At 38.0% G+C, this 19232-nt stretch carries 21 protein-coding genes; 2 read left to right on the top strand and 19 right to left on the bottom strand.

Features of this window, described 5'->3' with window-relative positions; all coding sequences use genetic code 11:
* Nucleotides 1–240: 240 nt before the first annotated feature.
* The 13 genes from ndk to QFZ31_RS30185 all read right to left on the bottom strand — a co-directional run bounded on the left by ndk (nt 241) and on the right by QFZ31_RS30185 (nt 11901).
* Entirely contained in the window at nt 241–687 is a 447-nt protein-coding gene (ndk, locus tag QFZ31_RS30245; RefSeq protein ID WP_307310423.1) for a nucleoside-diphosphate kinase, read from the bottom strand.
* Nucleotides 688–845: 158 nt separating this feature from the next.
* A complete protein-coding gene (gene hepT, locus QFZ31_RS30240) occupies nt 846–1808 on the bottom strand; it encodes a heptaprenyl diphosphate synthase component II (RefSeq protein WP_307310421.1) in 963 nt (320 codons plus the stop codon).
* A gap of 45 nt (nt 1809–1853) precedes the next feature.
* A complete protein-coding gene (locus QFZ31_RS30235) occupies nt 1854–2558 on the bottom strand; it encodes a demethylmenaquinone methyltransferase (RefSeq protein WP_307310419.1) in 705 nt (234 codons plus the stop codon).
* Between the two features lie 4 nt (nt 2559–2562).
* Nucleotides 2563–3384 carry a heptaprenyl diphosphate synthase component 1 gene (locus QFZ31_RS30230; protein WP_307310417.1) on the bottom strand — a complete coding sequence of 274 codons (822 nt, stop codon included), beginning with the start codon at nt 3382–3384 and terminating at the stop codon, nt 2563–2565.
* A gap of 171 nt (nt 3385–3555) precedes the next feature.
* Nucleotides 3556–3792, bottom strand: a complete 237-nt coding sequence (gene mtrB / locus QFZ31_RS30225) for a trp RNA-binding attenuation protein MtrB (protein WP_179596414.1) — start codon at nt 3790–3792, stop codon at nt 3556–3558.
* Between the two features lie 12 nt (nt 3793–3804).
* Nucleotides 3805–4371, bottom strand: coding sequence for a GTP cyclohydrolase I FolE (folE, locus tag QFZ31_RS30220; protein WP_307310414.1), 567 nt, complete (start codon nt 4369–4371; stop codon nt 3805–3807).
* Between the two features lie 264 nt (nt 4372–4635).
* The gene (gene hbs / locus QFZ31_RS30215) at nt 4636–4908 is read right to left on the bottom strand and encodes a non-specific DNA-binding protein Hbs (RefSeq protein WP_034676225.1); all 273 of its coding nucleotides are present in this window, start codon (nt 4906–4908) and stop codon (nt 4636–4638) included.
* 359 nt (nt 4909–5267) lie between these two features.
* A complete protein-coding gene (gene spoIVA, locus QFZ31_RS30210) occupies nt 5268–6746 on the bottom strand; it encodes a stage IV sporulation protein A (protein ID WP_179596418.1) in 1479 nt (492 codons plus the stop codon).
* Nucleotides 6747–7073: 327 nt separating this feature from the next.
* Nucleotides 7074–7784 carry a hypothetical protein gene (locus tag QFZ31_RS30205; RefSeq protein WP_307310412.1) on the bottom strand — a complete coding sequence of 237 codons (711 nt, stop codon included), beginning with the start codon at nt 7782–7784 and terminating at the stop codon, nt 7074–7076.
* A 30-nt stretch (nt 7785–7814) separates the two neighbouring features.
* On the bottom strand, nt 7815–8000 hold the full coding sequence (locus QFZ31_RS30200; RefSeq protein ID WP_307310411.1) for a DUF2768 domain-containing protein: 186 nt from the start codon (nt 7998–8000) through the stop codon (nt 7815–7817).
* A 674-nt stretch (nt 8001–8674) separates the two neighbouring features.
* Nucleotides 8675–9730 carry an NAD(P)H-dependent glycerol-3-phosphate dehydrogenase gene (locus QFZ31_RS30195; RefSeq protein WP_307310409.1) on the bottom strand — a complete coding sequence of 352 codons (1056 nt, stop codon included), beginning with the start codon at nt 9728–9730 and terminating at the stop codon, nt 8675–8677.
* 22 nt (nt 9731–9752) lie between these two features.
* Nucleotides 9753–11063 carry a ribosome biogenesis GTPase Der gene (gene der, locus QFZ31_RS30190; RefSeq protein ID WP_179596426.1) on the bottom strand — a complete coding sequence of 437 codons (1311 nt, stop codon included), beginning with the start codon at nt 11061–11063 and terminating at the stop codon, nt 9753–9755.
* 229 nt (nt 11064–11292) lie between these two features.
* Nucleotides 11293–11901, bottom strand: a complete 609-nt coding sequence (locus QFZ31_RS30185) for a hypothetical protein (RefSeq protein ID WP_307310406.1) — start codon at nt 11899–11901, stop codon at nt 11293–11295.
* A gap of 109 nt (nt 11902–12010) precedes the next feature.
* Between QFZ31_RS30185 and QFZ31_RS30180 the strand changes: the two genes are divergently transcribed.
* Nucleotides 12011–12154 (top strand): YpzI family protein, encoded by a 144-nt coding sequence (locus tag QFZ31_RS30180; RefSeq protein ID WP_306073551.1) that lies wholly within the window; start codon nt 12011–12013, stop codon nt 12152–12154.
* 29 nt (nt 12155–12183) lie between these two features.
* On the opposite strand, the gene fni is transcribed toward QFZ31_RS30180, so the two are convergent.
* The 4 genes from fni to cmk all read right to left on the bottom strand — a co-directional run bounded on the left by fni (nt 12184) and on the right by cmk (nt 15780).
* Nucleotides 12184–13242, bottom strand: a complete 1059-nt coding sequence (gene fni / locus QFZ31_RS30175) for a type 2 isopentenyl-diphosphate Delta-isomerase (RefSeq protein ID WP_307310402.1) — start codon at nt 13240–13242, stop codon at nt 12184–12186.
* Between the two features lie 12 nt (nt 13243–13254).
* Nucleotides 13255–14394 (bottom strand): 30S ribosomal protein S1, encoded by a 1140-nt coding sequence (gene rpsA / locus QFZ31_RS30170; protein ID WP_307310399.1) that lies wholly within the window; start codon nt 14392–14394, stop codon nt 13255–13257.
* 127 nt (nt 14395–14521) lie between these two features.
* Complete coding sequence (locus QFZ31_RS30165) at nt 14522–15103, bottom strand: lysophospholipid acyltransferase family protein (protein ID WP_307310396.1); 582 nt, start codon at nt 15101–15103, stop codon at nt 14522–14524.
* Nucleotides 15104–15105: 2 nt separating this feature from the next.
* A complete protein-coding gene (gene cmk / locus QFZ31_RS30160) occupies nt 15106–15780 on the bottom strand; it encodes a (d)CMP kinase (RefSeq protein WP_307310394.1) in 675 nt (224 codons plus the stop codon).
* 258 nt (nt 15781–16038) lie between these two features.
* Here cmk and QFZ31_RS30155 point away from each other — a divergent pair, with 258 nt between their 5' ends.
* Nucleotides 16039–17424 carry an IS1182 family transposase gene (locus QFZ31_RS30155; protein WP_307310391.1) on the top strand — a complete coding sequence of 462 codons (1386 nt, stop codon included), beginning with the start codon at nt 16039–16041 and terminating at the stop codon, nt 17422–17424.
* 203 nt (nt 17425–17627) lie between these two features.
* Here QFZ31_RS30155 and QFZ31_RS30150 read toward each other — a convergent pair whose 3' ends face one another.
* On the bottom strand, nt 17628–17804 hold the full coding sequence (locus QFZ31_RS30150; protein WP_179596437.1) for a YpfB family protein: 177 nt from the start codon (nt 17802–17804) through the stop codon (nt 17628–17630).
* A 63-nt stretch (nt 17805–17867) separates the two neighbouring features.
* On the bottom strand, nt 17868–19220 hold the full coding sequence (gene ypeB, locus QFZ31_RS30145; protein ID WP_307310388.1) for a germination protein YpeB: 1353 nt from the start codon (nt 19218–19220) through the stop codon (nt 17868–17870).
* Nucleotides 19221–19232: the final 12 nt, after the last annotated feature.

The raw sequence follows: 19232 nt of genomic DNA, 5'->3' as shown, positions 1-19232 counted from the left end.
CCCATTACACTTTCCCCCTTCAACTCATTAAAGGATTTTTATAAATATACCATAAACAGACTAATAAACCTAGTATAATTATCTGAAAATAGCATAAATTGCTTGATGATTATTTATCTAATGATAATAATAGAAACTCTATTTGTACACTATTGTTTCTAAAATATTTTTATTTTTTTAAATGTATACGCATACAAAAAGGCACCTGTATAAGCTATACAAGTGCCTCTTATATCTAACTTAGTAAATCCATTCGTTAACTAGTTTTGAGTATTCTACAACTCCGCCATCTTTAAAAAACAATCCAATTTCACGCTCTGCACTTACAGGTGAATCCGAACCGTGAATAACATTCTTACCAACAGTTAAGCCGAAATCGCCGCGGATTGTTCCTGGTGCTGCATCTTTAGGATTAGTAGAGCCCATCATTTGACGTGCAGTAGCAATCACATTTTCACCTTGCCAAACCATAGCAAAAACAGGACCAGATGTAATGAAGTCGACTAATTCACCAAAGAATGGACGTTCTTTATGCTCACCATAGTGCTCCTCGGCAAGTTCAGTCGGGATGCTCATTAATTTAGCGCCAACTAATTGGAAGCCCTTTTTTTCAAATCGAGCAACGATTTCTCCGATTAAATTACGCTGTACACCATCAGGCTTCACCATTAAAAATGTTTTTTCCATGAATTCCACTCCTAATATAGTATGTATAATAATTGCCATAGTGGGACAATCCATGAAGATGTTATCACTTTTTCGAATATTTCGCAAGTCGAAAGCGCCTTCATTCTGCCGAAAATGCAAATAAAAAGAGAGAAAACAAATGTTTTACTCTCTTTTCACTAATATTTACGCCGTCCAATAAATTTTGCGATATCCCGTAGTGTTTTTTTGGCTTTATTTGTCGGAAGATCTTCTAGCACCCTCAGAGCCTTATCTAGATACATATCACTTAATGCGATAGACTTTTCAATTGCACCAGACTCTTTAATAAGTGTGATAATCCTTTGTATTTGAGCTGGTTCGATATTCTGATGAACCTTTTCAATTTCGTGTCGAATTGTTTCGTTTTCCATTGCATAAAGAGCAGGCGCCGTAATATTTCCTTGAAGCAAATCACTGCCTGCAGGCTTACCAAGTTCCTCTTCGGAAGAGGTGAAATCCAAAATGTCATCTGTAATTTGGAATGCCATTCCGACATAATAACCAAATAGATACAGTTTTTTATGAATCGATTCATCCACATCAGCAGCAATCGCACCCAACTGACAACTTGCGGAGATTAGCAACGCTGTTTTTCTTTTGATTCTTCGTAAATAATCCCTGAGATTTTGATCAAAACGATACTTATCTTTTATTTGTTGAATCTCCCCAACCGTTACTTCAACAATCGTATTAGCTAATATCTTATGAGCTAAAGGCTTATTAATATCACTCATCAACTCAAGCGAAAGTGCAAAGATAAAATCGCCCGTATACATCGCCGTTTTGTTGTCCCATTTTGCCTTAACAGTAGGCTGCCCTCTTCGTAAATCTGCATCGTCAATTACATCATCATGAACAAGGGAAGCCATATGAATGAGTTCTAGAGCAACTGCAACGTTTTTCATCACATTAATTTCGTAGCGTCCAAACTTACCCGCCAATAAAACAAAAACAGGCCGAATTCTTTTCCCACCTGCCTGCAAGGTATGCAAAGAAGCCCGTTTCAAAAGAAGAGAATCCGCTTGGATGGTCTCTTCCAACTTTTTTTCAATTGTATTAATATCTGAATTCAAAAATGAATACATCATCTTTAATTTCATTTGTATTCACCAGCTTTTCGTCCTGTTTACAAATCTAAAAAAGAATTACTTCTTATTTCCAATATGAACCGCCGCTGCCCCGCCGCTATATGGTTTATAAAACACATCTTTAAATCCGGCAGTCTCAAACATTCGAGCTAATTCTTTCATACCTGGAAAACTACGTGCGGATTCGTTGAGCCACGCATATTCCTGATAACTCTTAGCAAATAACTTACCAAACAACGGCATGATAAATTTGAAATAAAAATAATAAAGCTGTTTATAACCAATTAAGGTAGGCTGGGAGGTTTCAAGGCAAACTGCAATCCCTCCTGGCTTTAATACGCGATTCATTTCTTTTAAAACCTGAAGGTAATCAGGTACATTTCTTAAACCAAACCCAATCGTTACATAATCAAAGCTATTATCAGGGAAAGGGAGTTCCATAGCGTTTCCATGTATTAAAGTAACTTGTTTTAGGCCTAGTTTTTTTACCTTTTCAACCCCAACATTTAGCATATTTTGACTAAAGTCGAGTCCAGTAACTTCACCAGCAGGACCCACGGCTTCAGCTAAAGCAATCGTCCAGTCTCCTGTTCCACAACATACATCCAGCGCTTTCGAACCTGGCTTGACATTCATTCTTTTCATTGTATCCTTACGCCATTTGATGTGCTGTTGAAAACTAATAACCGAGTTCATTTTATCGTAGTTATCGGATATTTTCTCAAAGACCTTATGAACACGTTGTTCCTTAGATTGCTGCATATGCTTACCCTTCTTCCACTAAAGTTTTCACAATTGGTTGATGTTCATTAATGATCGAAGTAATTCTAGCTTCAAGCATATCATTTAAATATGGTAGCTGATTCATTCCTTTTAGGAGGAATTGTTTTGAAGAATCTAGGTAACGATCACAGATTACAAGCAAATCACTCTGTTGTTTATCTGACAGATTTTTTATCGAGCGATGTGTTTTTGCTATGGTGAATTCTTGCAACGTCTTGAACACTAAGCTGCTATCAGACTCCATAAAAAGCCTTTTTTCATGAAGTAAACGCTTGAAAAAGAATAGATTAGCAATAAACTCATTCCACAAGTCCACTTTAAAACATTCGGAGAATTTCACCAGTAAAGAGCTTTCAATTTTCTTTATACTAGTCATTAAGTTTTCGATTCCATTTAGTTCTCTTTGATAGATCGAAATTTTATGTTCATTAATTTCTTTTATTCCTTTTGAGAGTTCTTTAATCATGCTGATATCTTCGGACTCTGCTAATAATTTATAATATAAGCCGCTATAATAATCCCCAGCTAGAACCGTTAATTGTCTATTTTTCTCATCTACTGAAGCGTTAGATATATGCTCATGGGTATCAAGGGCAATTTGAATAAGCATAGTTGTCAGCGCGTAATTTTTCATCTCATTGTAAGACAATTCGAGTCGATCCATAATGGACACGAGAATAAGCAGCTTATCTTCATCAATTACTGGCTTTTCAATATATTTTAGCAAGTAAGGATGAAATACTTTGTGCTCAACTTGCTCCTTAATGTCTGTAAACTTTTGTCGAATGTCTGGCAATTTAATCACCCTTGCTTCCCCGAAATTATATATTTATGACAATCCTTTTGTTTAAACAAGGCAGTGACAATTATATCATAAAAGCTTATGTATGGGCAGTAATTCACAAAATAAATACATTTCCACCGTAATGAAAGAACAATGATTAATATCATAACCACCTAAATAACATATTTATGGCTATTTCTTCATTTCACTTTCCATTTCACCAAAATGAGTCATTATTTTTGCATTTCCCCTGATTTTAATAGCTGATGTATGTTCTGTAAACTGAGCGATTAATACTTCCCCTTTATCAAGCTTTTCGGAATGATGGAATTTTGTATCTGTTCCTCTTGTCAAACCTATTACATTAACGCCATCATCAATTGCTTTTATTACAACAAAGTCACTATTTTGTGGTTGTCTTTTTTCCATAGTATCACCCCATTAATTCTTAATTAACGATAGTATTTCAGATCTAGCGATGGTATCATTTGCAAGATTACCTCGAACTGCTGTTGTTACTGTCTTTGAACCAGGTTTTTTTACCCCGCGCATTGTCATACACATATGTTCCGCTTCAACAACCACCATTACTCCATGAGGGTCTAATTTTTCCATCATGCTATCAGCAATGGTAGAGGTAATTCTCTCTTGCAGCTGAGGTCTCTTAGCAACAGCTTCCACTGCCCTTGCTAATTTACTTAATCCTGTTACGCGCCCGCCTTTAGGAATATATGCTACATGTGCTTTTCCAAAGAACGGTACAAGATGATGTTCACACATGGAATAGAATGGGATGTCCTTAACCAGAACTAACTCTTCATGGTCTTCACTAAATATGGTTTCGAAATGTTTTTTCGGATCTTCCTTCAGTCCACTGAAAACCTCTTCATACATTTTTGCTACTCGTTTCGGCGTATCAAGAAGACCTTCTCTCGTCGGATCTTCGCCTATCGCCATTAATATTAAACGCACCGCTTCCTCAATCTGCGTGCGATTCACTTCAGTCATGCTTATTCCCCCTACTATGTATCAAACAAGTATATATGACAAATACATATTAGCACAACCGTGGTTAAAGAGAAAAGTGCAAGCGGCTTGACCAGGGGCGACAGGCATAAGACGAACCCTACAAGAAGGCGTTTTTTGCCTTCTTCAGGGGGCGGCTTATGCCTGTCGCCCCTAGACGCTGGAACTAGACAAGTTCAAAGTACATAGAAAAAAGGTCATGGAGTGTTACCATGACCTTTTTGCCGAAGCAATAAATTTATGTAATTATTTTACTGCATCTTTAAGCGCTTTACCTGGTTTGAAAGCAGGAACTTTGCTTGCACCAATTTCGATTTCCTCACCAGTTTGAGGATTACGTCCTTTACGTGCTGCACGTTCGCGTACTTCGAAGTTACCAAAACCGATTAATTGGACTTTATCACCATTTTTCAAAGCATCTAGAATTGAATCAAAAACAGCATCAACTGCTTTTGTAGCGTCTTTTTTAGAAAGTTCGCTTGCTTCTGCAACTGCGTTAATTAGTTCTGTCTTGTTCATGCTATTCACCTCCTCCCAATAATATAAGTTAAGAATCGTAAATAAGATTACTTATCTACATTTCTAAACAATTTTTCTTATTTCTATACGTCATAGCGCGGTTTTATTGGCAAAGTAATTAAAAATTACTGTTTTTGATCATTTAATCTACTTTTTAATAAAAACCTTATTATGTAAAGGTTTTAGCACTAGACGTAAGTCTGTTAAAAGATTATCACAATCATTTACGCTTATCAAGAATATTTCATGAAATAATGGTAATCTTTTCTTCATTTCTACAAATTTCTCCTTTTTTTGACTAACTGGGTTGTTGTTTTTTGTAAAAATAGAAAAAAGACTCCAAATCGGAGTCTCCAGAACTAAAGTATTATTGCAATCAAACCGCCAGATCCTTCGTTTATGATTCTCTCTAATGTTTCTTTTAGTTTATATCTTGCATTCTCTGGCATTAGGGATAGTTTTGCTTGAATACCTTCCCTAACGATGGAGCTTAATGAGCGTCCAAAAATATCTGAATTCCAGATGGACAGTGGATCATCCTCGAAATCCTGCATTAAGTACCGAACCAGCTCTTCACTTTGCTTTTCTGTTCCGATTATTGGAGCAAACTCAGATTCCACATCCACCTTAATCATATGGATTGATGGAGCTACTGCTCGCAGCCTTACTCCAAACCTTGCACCTTGACGGATAATTTCAGGTTCTTCAAGGCTCATATCTGAAAGCGATGGTGATGCAATACCGTAACCAGTTTGCTTCACCATTCTTAACGCATCAGAAATATGATCATATTCCGCTTTGGCATGTGCAAAATCCTGCATAAGTTCAAGAAGATGGTCTTTCCCCCTAATTTCTACTCCCACGATTTCTTTTAAGATATCATCGTAAAGTTCGTCTGGAGCAAATAAGTCGATTTCCGCAACCCCTTGACCCATTTCTATTCCGGCTAATCCCGCCCTCTCAATATAGTCAAAATCGCTGAATTGCTGCACGACCCGGTCAACATCTCTTAATCTCTTGATATCTTTAACCGTTTCTTTAACTGCTTCTTGATAGCTTTCACGCAGCCAGTGATTCTCTCTCAATACCATTACCCAGCTAGGAAGGTTAACATTAACCTCGAGCACTGGGAACTCGTAAAGAGCCTCTCTAAGAACATTAAGAACATCACTGTCACGCATGCTTTCAACACTCATTGCCAGCACAGGAATGTCATACTTTTCTGCTAAGCTGGATCTGAGTGTTTCCGTGCTTGGATGATATGGTTGCGCGCTGTTAACAACCATAATAAACGGTTTGCCCACTTCCTTAAGCTCATTTATCACTCTTTCCTCAGCTTCGATATAATTACTTCTTGGTATTTCGCCAATTGTGCCGTCAGTAGTCACCACTACACCAATGGTAGAATGCTCTTGAATGACTTTCCTAGTTCCAATTTCAGCAGCTTCATGGAATGGGATAGGCTCTTCATACCAAGGAGTCGTAATCATCCTCGGACCATTTTCATCCTCATACCCTTTAGCACCTGGAACCGTGTAACCGACACAATCAACTAATCTAATATTAACATTAAGTCCTTCGTCAACATGGACACTAGCAGCTTGATTCGGAACGAACTTGGGCTCAGTTGTCATGATTGTTTTCCCTGCTGCACTTTGAGGAAGCTCATCCACTGTTCGAGATCTCTCTGCTTCATTGTCTATATTGGGTAAAACCACAAGCTCCATAAATTTCTTAATAAATGTGGATTTTCCAGTTCTTACAGCACCTACTACTCCTAAATAAATATCACCGCCGGTTCTTTCGGCAATATCTTTGAAAATATCAACCTTTTCCAAGTGATCCCCTCCCGATCATAGAGTAAAGTGGGATAATATTATCCATCAAGATATTTTTGGACAATATATATTTATGACGTTGTCCTACATTCTTATGACAGTTTTTAAAAATATTTTTACCCCCTTAACTATTTATTCCTTGAATATGCTAGTATCTGTTGTGTCTGAACAGTTGATTGAATGAGGGTTTATGGTAAAGTAACACGGGAGAGACTCCTAAACCGCATGTCTTTAACCTAATTGAAATAAGGCATTCATGTGCCCCAAAAAAAACCCTTCTCCTACAATATATTTCGAAGGAGAAGGGTTATGACTATTTGATATTACTTATTGCTTTAAAAAAACCGGTTCGTTAGACTCAGGATCCACTGTATACGGTAATGAATAGGCGGGAACAAACATTGAATCCTCTACAAGAAAATTACGAATATCCTCGCCTGGCATTACCTTCTTGTCCTTTTTCTTTAACTCCTGAAATAAATCTAGACGGTAATCGACGTAGACTTCTGCGTCTGTCGTTACTACAAACGGCAGATTTTGATTAGAGTATGGACTAATGGCATATGGCTCCTGCTTATACCCCAATGCTTTAAAATCAATTGTATAAACATTATCAGCAAGTTTTTCTTTATAGGGCGGGTAGCCAGTGGATTTAATTCTCAAATTAATATCACGAATGGTATCAGCCATTCTCAGGTCCAATAGTTTTACGGTTGCGTTGGTTTCAACATCTACAAGGACATATTGAAAGATCCCACCGCTTTCAAAGGCGTTCCCTGGGGGCTCTGAGATATATTTGGGAGCAATTTTTTTGAAATCTATTGGGTATTTTTGATAGATTGGAGTAACAGCATCTCTTGTTTTTATCGGCAAGATTCCACCATTATCCTCCCTAAAAGAATTTACCGCTTGTTGAACTGCAGCGATTTGGTCTGTATAAGGGATTTGATTTTCCGCTAATTTCTCAGATGGATACATACATCCTGTTAAAAACAAAGAAGTTAGAACTAGCAATGACACAATGGCCTTCCAATTCATACAATCACCTAATTTTTCTTTTTTCTGTATTTATGTAAAAAGTACAATAAACAACGTAATTCCCGAAATGATTAAAAAAATGTAAGCAAGGACCGCTGTAAAAAACTTTAGCACTCCTGTTAATTTATAACGGCTCAAATAAATTGTAATAATAGCAAGAAACATAAGTCCCATCCCTGCAATCGATATCCACATTTTCAACATACCTGGTGACATCAGGACACCCCCTTTATTCCGAAAGCTATTATAACATAGCAGAACCATTTCATAAAAAGGTTTTATTTTATTACATGGCTGTGTTAACGAAGACTGTTGGTTTTAGAACCTGTTGATTGGAGCGGAAGGCGCTCGATCCTCGAAAATGCTATCGCATTTTCTTCGTGCGGTGATTATTCGAGGAAGTAAATTCAAAGTCCTGCGGGATGAACGAGCTGAGTGAGACCCCGCAGGTCGGAACGACCGAGGAGAGGGAAAAGCGGAAGCGCCTTGTCCAGACCCGACAAGCGCTGGAGGGCCTGGCGTTGAAGTCGCTCTTTGACTTCATCGTCAGGACCGAAGCGACTCGAGGGGCTAGGCGCTGTAGCTAGACAGGCTCACGGGCGAGCTCGCGGAAAGCGTAGCGCCTCGTGACAGGAAAAGACCGCCTGTCACTGCGGTGATTATTCAAAGAAGCTTTCCTTAGTGGAGCGTAAATCAACTGCGAATTTAACACAGCCTATAACATAAAAAAACTGAAGTAAAGAGGGGCGAGTTCCTTACTTCAGTCTTAGTGACTAAATTACCCAAACATTTAGGTTCATACTACACGTGTGCTTCGCTTGCATTGTATGCAACTATGTGGGGAAACGCACTCAGGTGAATGCCTATTTTTCAGTGAAAATGCACAATTTTTATTCTTCAAGGTTTCTTTCTTCAAGAATATTTACTAAATCTTCCATTTCGTGAGTTTTCCCACGTGCCATTAATACATCAACTGCATTTTTCGCATTTTTCCCATTAAATAAAACATCATATAAAGCAAATGTGATTGGCATGCTGACATTATACTTTTGGGCAAGCTGATAAGCTGCTTTTGTGGTCCTTACACCTTCAACAACCATTCCCATATTATCGAGAACCTCATCAAGATTTTTCCCTTTACCAAGTAGATTACCCGCCCTCCAGTTCCGAGAATGGACACTTGTACAAGTTACAATTAAGTCCCCAATTCCCGCTAAACCGGAAAATGTTAAAGGGTTAGCTCCCATTTTTGTTCCAAGTCGCGCGATTTCAGCTAAGCCTCGGGTTATTAAAGCAGCTTTGGCGTTATCACCATACCCCAGCCCGTCCGTTATTCCGGCAGCCAGCGCAATAATATTCTTTAATGCTCCGCCAATTTCCACTCCTATAACATCTGGATTTGTATAGACTCGAAAATTATGGTTAATAAACAAATCTTGTATTTCTTCAGCCGCAGCCATACTTTCTGACGAAACGGTCACAGTTGTTGGGTGTCTAAGGCTAACTTCCTCAGCGTGGCTTGGACCTGAGAGGACTACCACTGCTTTTAAAAGCTCACTTGGCATTTCTTCTGCTATCAGTTCTGAAATTCTCAAAAGGGAATCAGGCTCAATCCCTTTACTAACATGCGCAATAGTCAATGGTGAGTTTTGAACTATACGTATTTTCCCAAGTACTTCACGAATGGCTTTCGTTGGTACCGCTAATATCACCGTTTTGATTCCGGCTAAAGCGTCACTTAATGACGCATAACCAACAATCAATTCAGGCAGACTGATTTCTGGCAAGTATTTCTTATTTGTATGGAACTGATTTATCTCTTGAACTTGGGATTCATTATGGCTCCATAACCTGACTTCATATTCATTGTCTGCGAGGACCATCGCAAGTGCAGTCCCCCAGCTGCCGGCACCAATAACAGCTACAGCTTCTTTTTTTTCCTGCATTTAGCTCACTCCCACCGTAAAATTATTTTCTTTCTCTTGCATAAATTTTTATCGGGGTTCCCTCGAATCCAAATGCTTCTCGGATTCGATTTTCTAAGAAGCGCTCATAAGAGAAATGCAGTAATTCTGGTTCGTTAACAAAAACCACAAAGGTTGGCGGTTTCACCGCTACTTGCGTGGTGTAATAAATCTTCAATCGACGCCCTTTATCGGTTGGTGTTGGATTCATCGCTACCGCATCCATAATTATATCATTTAAGACGCTTGTTTCAACGCGCATTGCATGGTTTTCACTAGCAGTATTGATCATTGGCAGTAGCGTATGAATACGTTTTTTCGTCTTTGCAGATAAGAAAACAATTGGAGCGTAACTTAAGAAGAGAAAATGCTCTCTAATTTTTTGTTCAAGTTCCTTCATTGTTTTTTCATCTTTTTCAACCGCATCCCACTTATTGACGACAATTACTATTGCCCGTCCAGCTTCATGTGCATACCCGGCAATTTTCTTATCCTGTTCAATGATTCCTTCTTCGGCATTAATGACAACTAAAACAACATCAGACCGCTCTATTGCCCTTAAGGCACGAAGAACACTATATTTTTCGGTACTCTCATAGACTTTTCCTTTTTTCCGCATTCCAGCCGTATCAATAATGACATACTTATCGCCATTATATGTATAAGGAGAATCCACAGCATCTCTTGTTGTACCAGCAATATCACTTACAATGACTCGGTCTTCACCTAGAATGGCATTGACTAATGATGACTTCCCAACATTAGGCCGGCCTATTAAAGAAAATTTAATGGTATCAGCATCATAATCCTGTCCCTTATTCTTAGGGAAATGTTTAGCTGCCTCATCTAATAGATCACCCAATCCAAGACCATGAGAGCCGGATACTGGTATAGGTTCACCGAATCCTAAAGAGTAAAAATCATAGATTTGCTCACGCATTTCAGGATTATCAATTTTATTAACAGCTAATACGATTGGTTTTTTTGATTTATATAAAATCTTTGCTACTTCTTCGTCTGCAGCTGTTACCCCTTCTCTCCCATTTGTTAGAAAAATGATAACATCTGCTTCGTCAATAGCTACTTCAGCCTGCTGCCGAATTTGCTCAAGAAACGGTTCATCGCCGATATCAATACCACCCGTATCAATTACATTAAAATCATGTGTCAACCATTCCCCTGAGCTATAAATTCGATCGCGGGTCACTCCTGGAATATCCTCAACAATGGAAATTCTCTCTCCAACAATTCTGTTGAAAATAGTTGATTTCCCAACATTTGGTCTTCCTACAATGGCTATAACAGGTTTTACCATTATAATCGCCATCCTTTCATCCATATCATTATCAATTATTTTGTTATTATTATCGTTAAAGCAGAGAAACTCAATTTATATAATTAAGTATTGCGTACTAATGATAAAGAAACCCTTCTTTGAAGAGAAGGGTCTAACCATATTATTTTAGCAATGTGAACACTTTCCTGCAACTTTGAAAAACAGAAGACTCGTGAAGCTAGACAAATATTTAATTTTTAACGATTTTTTACGAAGACTTTTGCTTCCCTTTTTCCAAAAAGTGAAAATGGTTTTGAAAGTATGGTCCTGCATTTTCGAGTATGCTCCAGCTTACCAGCAGTATTGTAATTAACGAAAACACATCTAGGTAACCAATGGATCCAATCGGATAAGAAAAATCAAATTTACTAAGATAAAAGGCATAGAGGATCTCCCCTTGCATGGTACCACTTACAATTATTAACAGTCTGTCTTTTAAAGATGTTTGTAAAAAAATCGCAAGGCAGCTAAAACATATTCCCATCATCCATTCCTTTTGAAAAATCACCCAGACGGGGTCATAGATGACAAATAAATTAAAGGTAACGTATGCAATGGTTACAATGAATGAGCATATAAAGGCATATAGCAATAATCCGAGCTTTTTCTTACTAAAAATCATATAAGATAATAGCAGCATAAATAATCCGCTAGCGTAAAACTCAAAACTCCTAAACACAAAATGTACATTTGAAAGGGTAATCAATACTAAAATGGCCGCTGCAAATTTTGAACGATAAGAATTTTGTTTGTTCATAAAAAAGGTCACATATACCCAAAACACCCAAAGTATCCAATAGAACATTGAACCTTCCATGATCACACACCTCCTACTATTTCCATTATCGGTATTCTTTATGTAGTTCATACTTCCCTGAATAATCTTCCCTTAACAAAATCATGTTAATAGTAGGAGGTGTGGAGAAATGGGAAAGGATCGACAAGCGAAAAAGGTTAAAGCAAGCGGCAGAGCTGGAGTAGACCGTGATCAGGCGCTGCATTATCCTGGTTCAACTAAACTTCAAAGTCCTGAAGAGGCACGAGGATTAAACGATAATAAGTACAGCTGACAAAATAAGCTCCCGCTGACTGCGGGAGCTTATTTTATACTACGCTGGCTGTATATTCTTGTATCGATTCCCCTTTGAGTTAACCAATGGTGCATTTGACCAGATATCATCAATGGCGCTCTTTGCAGTTCTTGAATAGATTTAGCTCCTAAAGCTGTCATAATGATTGTTAACTCATTATGAAGTGCCGAGATTTCTTCATATAGAGCCTCTATTCCCTGTTCAACGAGGATTTTTAAGAAAAAGCCTGCAAAGCCGATCGCACTAGCTCCCAACGCTATTCCTTTAGCAAGTTCATCACTAGAAGTAACACCGCCAGAACCAATGATTGAAATCGATTTCGAGGCATATGAAGCTTCAGATATAGAGATGGCTGTGGGAATTCCCCATTGATTGAAGAAAGCTTGAGATTTTTCATTGCGCTTGTTTTCTATTTGAGCAAAATTTGTTCCACCGAAACCACCAATGTCCACAATTGAAACCCCTATAGATAAAAGAGACTCAACCGTTTCTTTACTCATACCGAAGCCTACTTCCTTCACTATAACAGGGACATTTACCTCTTTTACAATTGCTTCTATTCTTTTTAGGGCGCCAAAAAATTCCCGGTCCCCTTCCGGCATCGTCAGTTCCTGAATTACGTTTAAATGCACCTGCAAGGCATTGGCTTCAATCATGTCTATAGCCTTTTTTGCTTGATCAGGAATAGCTTCACTCCCTAAATTGGCAATTAATACACCAGAGGGGTTTTCTTTTCGTACTACTTCATATGTATAGCTCTCAGATTTATCTTTCAGTGCCGACATTTGTGACCCCACTGCCATAGCAAGCCCCGTTTCCTTTGCCACAATAGCAAGCTGCTTGTTAAGGTCATAAGTTTTCTCCCCACCGCCACCTGTCATAGCATTGATAAAAATTGGCGAACTTAAAGAAAGTTCGCCAATTTTTTGCTGAAAGGTTACATCTGATACATTCATGTTTGGTAAACTTTGATGAATAAATTGAACATCATCAAATGCTGTAGACCGCTTTTGCCCTGTTTCTAGAGCATAGCGAATATGATCCCATTTCCGTTCAGATCTAGACACTTCATATCACCATTATTTTCCCAGATTCTTTAATTTGTCGCCAATCATTTCACCAAGCTGGAATCCTTTTGATTCCTCCGGAAGTTCGTAATCAAAATTTTCTTCCACATCTTTTTCAAGTAGATCTTTGATACTCAATGAAAGTCGCTGCTCCTGTTCGTTTGCATCTAGTACTTTCACTTGTACCTCTTGCCCTTCTTTCAATACCTCATGTGGTGTACCAATATGCTTATGAGCTATTTGTGAGATATGAACGAGGCCTTCTACGCCAGGGAATACTTCTACGAACGCACCATAAGAAACCAATCTCTTGACTGTTCCTGTTAATGTGCTGCCCTTAGGTGCTTTTTCAGCTATATCAGACCATGGTCCTGGCTGTGTTTCTTTAATAGATAAAGAAATTCTTTCATTATCACGATCTACATTTAGAACCTTAACTTTTACTTTTTGACCTTCTTGAACTACATCTGATGGTTTTTCAATATGTTGATATGATAATTGAGAAATATGAACAAGGCCATCGATACCGCCAATATCAACGAATGCTCCAAAATCTGTAATTCTTTGAACTGTTCCATCAATTATTGATCCAGGAGTAATCGAGTTAAGGAGGTTTTTCTTATGTTTTCCCTTTTCTTCCTCCACCACTGCACGATGTGAAAGAATAAGACGATTTTTCTCTTTATCCAGCTCAACAATCTTAAAAGTCAAATTTTTACCTTTATAATCTGAAAAGTCTTCGACAAAATGAGCTTCTACTAAAGATGCGGGTACAAAGCCTCGAACGCCAAGATCAACGACAAGACCTCCCTTTACTACATCCTTTACTTCGGTTTCAAAGACCTCTCCACTATTAAAAAGATTTTCCAGATTAACCCAAGCCTTTTCAGCGTCTACTTTTCTTTTTGATAATACAAGAGCATCCTCTTCTACTTTTAATACCTCAAGTTCTAGTTCATCACCTTCTGAAACAACATCAGAGGCCTTTTCAACATGAATACTAGAAAGTTCACTGATTGGAATAATACCATCATGTTTACTATCCTTAATATTTACGATAACCTGTTTTTCTTCTACCTTTGTAACTTGTCCTGTGACTTTATCACCAATGGTATAATTTTTTACTTCTACTTGGTTCATTTCTTCCGACATATGTATTCCTCCTTAATCCAATTACTGCTAATAAATTATATAATATCAAAATGATAAACGAGTGAATATTCTAATAAAATCTCTTTTTATTAACTTCTTACAAATAGCTTATTTTGTCAAGCAGAACCTATCGGTGCTCTTTAATAAGTTTATCTATTTCTGACATTATTAATTCAGTCACCTGCTCCGCAGAGGCTTTTACAGCCCTCATTTCATCCATTGCAATCGGTTTTCCATAAACAACCTTTAACGTTTTTAAACTTTTGTACGGTCCAATTATTGCGCATGGGACCACATCCGCTTCCGATCTAAGGGCAAAAAAACCCGCTCCCGATAGCCCTTTGCCAATTTCACCTGTTTTACTTCTAGTCCCTTCGGGGAACAGACCGAAAACATTTCCGTCTTTTAATACCTTTAATCCAGCTCTTAATGATTCCCTGTCCCCTTTCCCTCTTTTTACAGGGAAAGCGTTGCACTTTCTAACGATATTACCCAATACAGGAACCTTGAATAGTTCTTCCTTTGCCATAAAATGGACAGGTCTTGGAGCCGTAATCCCCACCACTAAAGGGTCAAAATTATGGATATGGTTAGTACACAGCAGGACCCCGCCTTCTTTAGGGAAATACTCTAATCCACTAACTTCAATTCGATACCACGGTTTAAAAACACCAGCAACAACTGATCTTGCAAACGAATAAAACGTCACACTTATCCAACCCTTTCATGCACGAGATCCATAATTTTTTCTACTACTTCTGGGATGGTCAAAGATGTTGTGTCGATTTCAATTGCGTCGTCAGCTTTTCTTAATGGTGCAAATTCACGTTCTGAATCTATTTTATCACGACGGGCAATTTCTTCCTTTAATTGTTCTAAATCGGAAGGATAGCCTTTTTGTGAATTTTCCGCATGTCGTCTTACCGCTCTTTCCTCCACACTTGCAAGTAGAAAAACCTTTACTTCCGCATTTGGAAGTACATGTGTCCCAATGTCTCTGCCATCCATCACAACCCCTCCGTTTACGGCAAAGGACTGCTGCATTCTTACCATTTCTTCACGAACCTTTTGATGCTTGGCTACAATCGAAACGGAATTTGTTACTGATGATGAACGAATTTCATCTGTTACTTCTTGATTATCAAGAAACACCAATTGACCCTTTGGTGAAGGAAATAATTCTAACTTTGTTTCTAATAGAGTATCTAACAGTGAGTTTTCATCTTCTAAGTTAAGGTTATTTACCAGTGCTTTATATGTTAGGGCACGATACATTGCACCAGTATCAATATATATGTAAGATAACTTTTCTGCCACAACTTTTGCCACTGTGCTCTTACCCGCTGCGGCAGGTCCGTCAATTGCGATTGATAATTTTTTTTCCATAAATCCTCCTATGTAACACATGTTCGTCTGTAATGCTCATATTTATTTTACCATAAGAAAGCTGAATGCCTCTTTTTTTTAGCATTATTATATTTGATTTTCTTTTATACTGTTCCCATTTTGAGAATAAAAAAAAAGCAGGTATCCTGCTCAGGCTGTCGAGAAAATCTCGACAGCTATGATTTTTTGTAATTACTTTAATGATTCACCGCGTTAATATGCTATAATATACATATAAATAACAGGACGGTGGATAGAATGTATAAGCCAAAAAGAGAAATACAAAACGAAGCTGAATTTGTTTTTATTGATGATTTAGTACCGCAAGATCACCTATTAAGGAAGGTGGACAAGTATATTGATTTTTCTTTTATTGGTGAGAAGGTCCGTCCTTTTTATTCAGAAAATAACGGGCGTCCTTCGGACCCTATACAGCTCTTTAAGATGATGTTTATCGGATATTTTTATGGCATTCGTTCTGAACGACAATTAGAGCGTGAAATTCAGACGAATGTGGCCTATCGATGGTTCTTAGGATTAAAGCTAAACGATACAGTTCCCCATCATTCCACCATTAGTTGGAATCGGCGAACCCGTTTTAAAGATACAAATATATTTCAGGAAATTTTTGATGAGATTGTCTTCAAAGCAATTAACCACAAGATGGTTGGAGGAAGAGTTTTATTTTCCGATTCCACACACCTTAAAGCGAATGCAAACAAACATAAATTCTCTAGAGTTGAAGTGGAAGTTGAAACACGTGAATATGTAGAAGATTTAAACAAAGCTATTGAGGAAGACAGGAGAGATCATGGAAAAAAGCCTTTAAAGGAAAAGGAGGAGGTGACCGAGAAAAAGGAAATACGACTGAGCACAACTGATCCTGAATGCGCGTTTATGTCACGAGAGAATAAACAGGAGATGTTCTGTTATCTTGATCATCGAACTACCGACATGAAGTTCAACATCATAACTGATGCGTATGTTACACCAGGAAATGTTCACGATTCTGTCCCCTATCTTTCACGGTTAGACCGTCAGGTCGAACGTTTTGGATTTAAAGTAGAAGCTGTGGCACTTGATTCGGGTTACCTGACAAATCCGATTTGTAAGGGACTTAATGAACGCAATATTTTTGGAGTTATCGCTCACAGAAGATATCAATCAACAAAAGGGTTATTTCCTAAATGGAAGTTTACATATGACAAAGATAGAGATTTGTATGTTTGTCCAAATGGTCAGGAGTTACAATATCGTACAACTACAAGAGAAGGTTATCGGGAATATAAGTCAGATCCTAAAAAGTGTACTAACTGCCCACTCCTCCCGGAGTGTACAAAATCTCAAAATAAAACAAAAGTAGTTACCAGACATGTTTGGGAGGAACATAAGGAAAAGGTTCGACTTAACAGACTTTCAAAGTCAGGTAAAATACTATATAAATTTAGAAAGGAAAAAGTAGAGCGAAGCTTCGCAGATTCAAAAGAACTGCATGGGCTTCGCTATTGCAGGTTACGGGGATTGCACAATGCGAGTGAGCAAGTGTTACTCACCGCAGCATGCCAAAACATGAAAAAGATTGCCACACACTTAGCCGGTTTGGAAAAAGTGTGTGGCAATCTCCTGGGCATTTCTCCCTGTTGATTGGAGCGGAAGGTGCGAAGACTCCTGCGGGAGTACGGGGCTGGGGAGACCCCACAGGCGCTTAAGCGCCGAGGAGGCTCCCCGGCACGCCCGCGGAAAGCGAAGAACCTGGAGCGGAAATCAACAGGCCTTTGGGCAGGCAGAAAAATAAAAATTGCCGAGAAAGATACCTTTCTCGACAATCTGAGCAGGTATCCTGCTTTTTAATCACTAAACGTTTGTAGAATCTCGGTAAATGTATTTTCATTTACACCTTCGTATTTTGTTAACTGTTCTAATTGCGGAAAAATATCTAGTTGATGTAAGAATAGCTGAGCGAAAAAAAGAAAGATAAATTGGATAATAATTACCTTTATTAAGATTCGTTCTACAATTTTCATACCATCACTCCAATTCCAATTACTACTATTATTGGAGTGATGGTATAATTTTATTCTAATACCTTAGATAACCTCGTCGTAGACTTCTTCAGCATTTTTCATTTTTTCTACTTCTTCTTCGACACCGTCTACTGCATTGATAAAGATTCTATAGGTATCGTCTCCTATAGTTCCTAGGAATTCATAACATAGTACTTCTTTGTTTAGATCGTTCACAATAACCGCTTGTCTCTCTTCCATTACTTTAAAGTTAGGGTTTACCTTTGCTCGAGCTTGTTCACTGGTTAGCACTGGTTTTTCAATTTCTCTAGTATCATTTAATGATTTTAAATATTCTTCTGCTGAGAAACCAATTATGTTACCATTGTCGAGCGCTACTTCTACTTTGATTGCCTCAGGATAGATTCTAATATTATTTTCAGTGGTGACAAAATTAAATACACCTGTATTATCATATTGAGTGCTCTCAAATAACTCTAGATTTTTATAACCATTTTCCTTTAGAAACGCTGCAGCCTTTAGATTTGCATCATTTAGGCTAATCTTTTGCTGGTTTACTTCTCTGTGATTTATAAACCATATAGGATATCCAGCTTTCTTTGTAATATCCATGTTACCTTCTTGACCAGTGTCCTTATTTCTTACCGAAATACTATAAAAACCGTAATCTGATCCCTTACCATTCTCTGTTACTTTAACCTCAGCAGTTCCATCAAATCCCATGTATTTTTTTGCAATGCTTACCGCTTCTTTTTTATTTATGGTTTTCCCTTTAATATTCTTGAAATTATCATCTTTCTTTTGCATGTTAGTGAAAGTCGGACCAAAGTCGCTTTCGTCATAGCCTGATACGGTTTTTTCAACTGTTTTAAATCCATCGATAATCGTATTGTCGGTTTGTTCTTTTCCTGATGCCAATGCAAGTTCGACATCCATCCAGCGCAGGTTATTTTCCAGTACCATATGCTGGACTTTACGCAACTCACTCTGAATGTCACCAGATTGCTTGTATAAAACCTTTAATGTTTCATACTCTTCCTCTGACAAGGGTTCTTTATCTAGATCTCTTACTGCCGTTTGATAACTAAACTTCCCAATTTTAGATAAAAACTCTTCCGTTTTATTAAATGGAAGCAATGTCAGCGGCAGCTGTCCTACATCACTATGTGCTTCAGATGTTAGTCTCCAAACTTCAACGAGTGAAGGGGATAAAGAATGCCTAGAATTCATTGCAAGAGTCGATCCAATTTTATCGTGAAGTAAATCCATTCCATAGGTAAGATCATGAAAAGCCCGTTGATAATTATTTTCAGCATTTATAAGAATCGCATTTTTCTCTCGATGTTCTTGATATCCCCAATAGGCTGTACCCGCCACACCTACTGCTAGAACACCAATAATTATTCCTCTTATCATCCAATCACCCCT

Origin of the sequence: Neobacillus niacini (genome assembly GCF_030817595.1) — a bacterium.
Lineage (GTDB): Bacteria > Bacillota > Bacilli > Bacillales > Cytobacillaceae > Neobacillus > Neobacillus niacini_G.
The sequence above is the reverse complement of the archived record's forward strand: the minus strand, read 5'-3'. Positions and strand labels throughout refer to the sequence as shown.

Coding starts and splice junctions, on each gene's coding strand:
- QFZ31_RS30155 (WP_307310391.1), top strand. CDS start 16,039: ATGTATAAGCCAAAAAGAGAAATACAAAACGAAGCTGAATTTGTTTTT.
- hepT (WP_307310421.1), bottom strand. CDS start 1,808: ATGAAATTAAAGATGATGTATTCATTTTTGAATTCAGATATTAATACA.
- QFZ31_RS30205 (WP_307310412.1), bottom strand. CDS start 7,784: ATGAATTGGAAGGCCATTGTGTCATTGCTAGTTCTAACTTCTTTGTTT.
- rpsA (WP_307310399.1), bottom strand. CDS start 14,394: ATGTCGGAAGAAATGAACCAAGTAGAAGTAAAAAATTATACCATTGGT.
- QFZ31_RS30180 (WP_306073551.1), top strand. CDS start 12,011: ATGGGAAAGGATCGACAAGCGAAAAAGGTTAAAGCAAGCGGCAGAGCT.
- folE (WP_307310414.1), bottom strand. CDS start 4,371: ATGACTGAAGTGAATCGCACGCAGATTGAGGAAGCGGTGCGTTTAATA.
- QFZ31_RS30185 (WP_307310406.1), bottom strand. CDS start 11,901: ATGGAAGGTTCAATGTTCTATTGGATACTTTGGGTGTTTTGGGTATAT.
- QFZ31_RS30235 (WP_307310419.1), bottom strand. CDS start 2,558: ATGCAGCAATCTAAGGAACAACGTGTTCATAAGGTCTTTGAGAAAATA.
- ypeB (WP_307310388.1), bottom strand. CDS start 19,220: ATGATAAGAGGAATAATTATTGGTGTTCTAGCAGTAGGTGTGGCGGGT.
- QFZ31_RS30195 (WP_307310409.1), bottom strand. CDS start 9,730: ATGCAGGAAAAAAAAGAAGCTGTAGCTGTTATTGGTGCCGGCAGCTGG.
- QFZ31_RS30150 (WP_179596437.1), bottom strand. CDS start 17,804: ATGAAAATTGTAGAACGAATCTTAATAAAGGTAATTATTATCCAATTT.
- ndk (WP_307310423.1), bottom strand. CDS start 687: ATGGAAAAAACATTTTTAATGGTGAAGCCTGATGGTGTACAGCGTAAT.
- QFZ31_RS30200 (WP_307310411.1), bottom strand. CDS start 8,000: ATGTCACCAGGTATGTTGAAAATGTGGATATCGATTGCAGGGATGGGA.
- hbs (WP_034676225.1), bottom strand. CDS start 4,908: ATGAACAAGACAGAACTAATTAACGCAGTTGCAGAAGCAAGCGAACTT.
- cmk (WP_307310394.1), bottom strand. CDS start 15,780: ATGGAAAAAAAATTATCAATCGCAATTGACGGACCTGCCGCAGCGGGT.
- der (WP_179596426.1), bottom strand. CDS start 11,063: ATGGTAAAACCTGTTATAGCCATTGTAGGAAGACCAAATGTTGGGAAA.
- mtrB (WP_179596414.1), bottom strand. CDS start 3,792: ATGGAAAAAAGACAACCACAAAATAGTGACTTTGTTGTAATAAAAGCA.